This window comes from Lapillicoccus sp. (assembly GCF_025353065.1).
Classification (GTDB): Bacteria; Actinomycetota; Actinomycetes; order Actinomycetales; family Dermatophilaceae; genus Lapillicoccus.
In genome coordinates this window covers 1-2,513 of sequence record NZ_JANXRJ010000099.1, presented here as the reverse complement: position 1 = coordinate 2,513, position 2,513 = coordinate 1, and the positions used below count along the sequence as shown (strand labels likewise).

At 67.4% G+C, this 2,513-nt stretch carries 3 protein-coding genes; 2 read left to right on the top strand and 1 reads right to left on the bottom strand.

Features of this window, described 5'->3' with window-relative positions; genetic code table 11:
* Positions 1 to 225: 225 nt before the first annotated feature.
* Complete coding sequence (locus tag Q0R63_RS07925; protein ID WP_295696066.1) at positions 226 to 1,350, bottom strand: ISAs1 family transposase; 1,125 nt, start codon at positions 1,348 to 1,350, stop codon at positions 226 to 228.
* Between the two features lie 462 nt (positions 1,351 to 1,812).
* Between Q0R63_RS07925 and Q0R63_RS07920 the strand changes: the two genes are divergently transcribed.
* Together Q0R63_RS07920 and Q0R63_RS07915 are read left to right on the top strand one after the other, a co-directional pair.
* The gene (locus Q0R63_RS07920; protein ID WP_295696064.1) at positions 1,813 to 2,094 is read left to right on the top strand and encodes a type II toxin-antitoxin system Phd/YefM family antitoxin; all 282 of its coding nucleotides are present in this window, start codon (positions 1,813 to 1,815) and stop codon (positions 2,092 to 2,094) included.
* A complete protein-coding gene (locus Q0R63_RS07915; protein WP_295696062.1) occupies positions 2,091 to 2,357 on the top strand; it encodes a type II toxin-antitoxin system RelE/ParE family toxin in 267 nt (88 codons plus the stop codon). Before Q0R63_RS07920 ends, Q0R63_RS07915 begins: the two co-directional genes overlap by 4 nt.
* The last annotated feature ends 156 nt before the right edge of the window (positions 2,358 to 2,513 follow it).

Here is a 2,513-nt window from a genome sequence, read left to right as displayed (position 1 = left end):
GCTTGAGCTCGACGACCAGGTAGGACGGACCCCAGGTCTGTGGATGGCGACCGACGAGGACGACGTCGGCGCGCTTGCTCGTGAGGGGCAGCTGGTATTCGATCAACATCTCCACGTCGTGGAGGCCCGCGGTGACGAGATCGGCGCGCAGGGCGGGGATGCTCCGCTCCCACGAGCGACGTTCACCGGGGCTCGGCCGATGCAGGGTCGAGGCAAAGTCGTGTTTCAGCAGGTCAAGAGGGATGTGACGACCCTGGTGGGGTCCCTGGCGTGATGTCTTAGCCCGGCGGCGATGTTGGTCCAGCCCATCAGTCGCAGCAGGCTGATGGCGGTGTTGCGCAGGGTGGCCATGAGTTGGGGTGCGTTGCCGGTGCGGATCTGGGACCGGTCTTCGTCGTAGGTCACGTCGCGGCACCAGTGGAGGCGGTTTTCTATCCCCCAGTGTCCTTGGACCCAGGCGGCGAGGGTGGCTGGTGGGGCCATGTCGTGGCCGGCGGAGGTGAGGATGTACACGACCTCGACGGTTTTCTTCCCGGCCTTGGTCACGGTGCGGCGGACCTGGGCCAGTTGGGCGGCGCCAGCGAAGGCGACCCACGCGGGGGCGTCGATGACCTTGATGGTCCGGGTGACGGCACGGCCGTGACCGGTGCTGGTGACCCGGTGGGCGGGGACGTCCTTCCAGGGCAGCTTCTTGCACGCAGTGTGCAGCCGCGGCTGGTTGCCCTTGATGGTGAACACGTACTCCCCGCCGCCGGCGGTGATGACCTGCGCGGTGTCTGTCTGGGTGTGCATGGCATCGACAGTGATCACGACCCCGGTTAGGTCAAAGGTGGCGAGCAGGTCTCGTACGGCCGGGATCTCGTTGCTCTTCGCGGCGACCGCGACCTGTCCCAGCACGGTCCCGGTGGCGTGGTCGAGGGCGGCGACCAGGTGGGGGGCACTGGCTCCGGAGGTGCGGGCCCCGCGGACCGTCTTGCCGTCGATCGCGATTACCCGCCGCCCGTCCAGCACGGCAGTGCGGGTGAACATCCACGCCCCGAGGACCCGGTCCAGGACGTCCGCGTCGACCCGGGCGAACAGCCGCCGCAGGCACGACTTCTCCGGCCGGGACCCGTCCAATACGCCGAGGTCGGCCAGCACCCCGGACGGCTGGTCGATCACCCACTCCCCGATCGCCGCGTACGAGCGGGACCCGGCCAGGACGGCCGCGATCCCGACCGCCAGCAGCATTCCCGCGCGGTGGCGAACCCCGCGCGGGTCCCTCGGGTCGGGCACCGTGGCGAGCAGCTCCAGCAGGCGGGCCCGGTGGGTCGGACCCGGGTGGGACGCGCTGGTGCGCGAAGATGACATCGGCGGGTGTGGTCCTCAGGTGGATGGTCAGTGTAAGAACTTCCATCCAACCCCTCAGACCACACTCGTCACACACGCCACACCGCGCGGTTCACCACACAAACCTGCAGGTCACAGCGCTAACGATCGACTTTGCCGCACCCCTGCCCACGAACCCACCCACGGATGCGTCACGAGAGCCACAATTACCCGCGCCATCTGCGCGACGTCCTCGACCCCAGCCGTGCGCACAGTCAACGAGGAACTCACTGCCGAATCTTAGGCCGCCAACCGCCGCCCGAGCGTTACACCTTCTCTACGACAGCTCATAGGCATCGCGAGCGTTTCGTCGGAGGACGACGGGGGACAACGCCTGCGTCCTTATCGGGCCGCTGTGATGCCTGCCCACGGTGGCGATAGGCGGTGAAGTGACCCATGTACTGGGGTCGCTATCCCCGCCTGAATGTGGCTACACTTGTAGCCATGACAGTGGATGCGCAGATGGCGCTGAAGGACGTCAAGAACCGGCTCTCGGAGGTCGTGGACCAGGTAGAGCGGGAACACGACCGGGTCGTGATCACCAAACACGGCCGGCCAGCCGCTGTCGTCGTCAGTGTCGAGGACCTCGCCTCCTTGGAGGAGACGTTGGAGATCATGGCCCGACCGCGACTGATCGCCCAGATCCGCGACAGCCTGGTCGAGCTGGAGTCCGAGCCCGCTGCCGCACTGACCAAGCAGCAGGCCTTGGAGCTGCTGCGCCGGTGAGTGAAGGTGCATCCGAGATCACGTGGTCGCCTACTGCTCGTCGAGCCTTGGCCAAGCTGCCGGAGAAGGTGGGCACGGCCGTAATCGAGTTCATCTACGGACCGCTGGCCCGCAACCCGCACCGAGTGGGCAAAGCGCTGCGCTTTGAGCTGGAAGGGCTGCATACCGCACGCCGAGGTGACTTCCGCATCGTGTACCGCATCACAGACAACGTCACCATCCTCGCCATCGAGCACCGAGCTGATGCTTACCGGCCCCGCTGAACGACGGCCACCGGTCAGCATCGCGACATCGGCACGGAACGCCCCACACGCGGCGGTGTGGGACAGCCGCTCTCGCGGCGAAGTGGGGCACGGTTGTTGGCTGGACCGCGCGGGCGGCCTCTGGGGCCGCAAGCCAACCGGCGCGTCACCTCTGGG

Coding starts and splice junctions, on each gene's coding strand:
- Q0R63_RS07925 (WP_295696066.1), bottom strand. CDS start 1,350: ATGTCATCTTCGCGCACCAGCGCGTCCCACCCGGGTCCGACCCACCGG.
- Q0R63_RS07920 (WP_295696064.1), top strand. CDS start 1,813: ATGACAGTGGATGCGCAGATGGCGCTGAAGGACGTCAAGAACCGGCTC.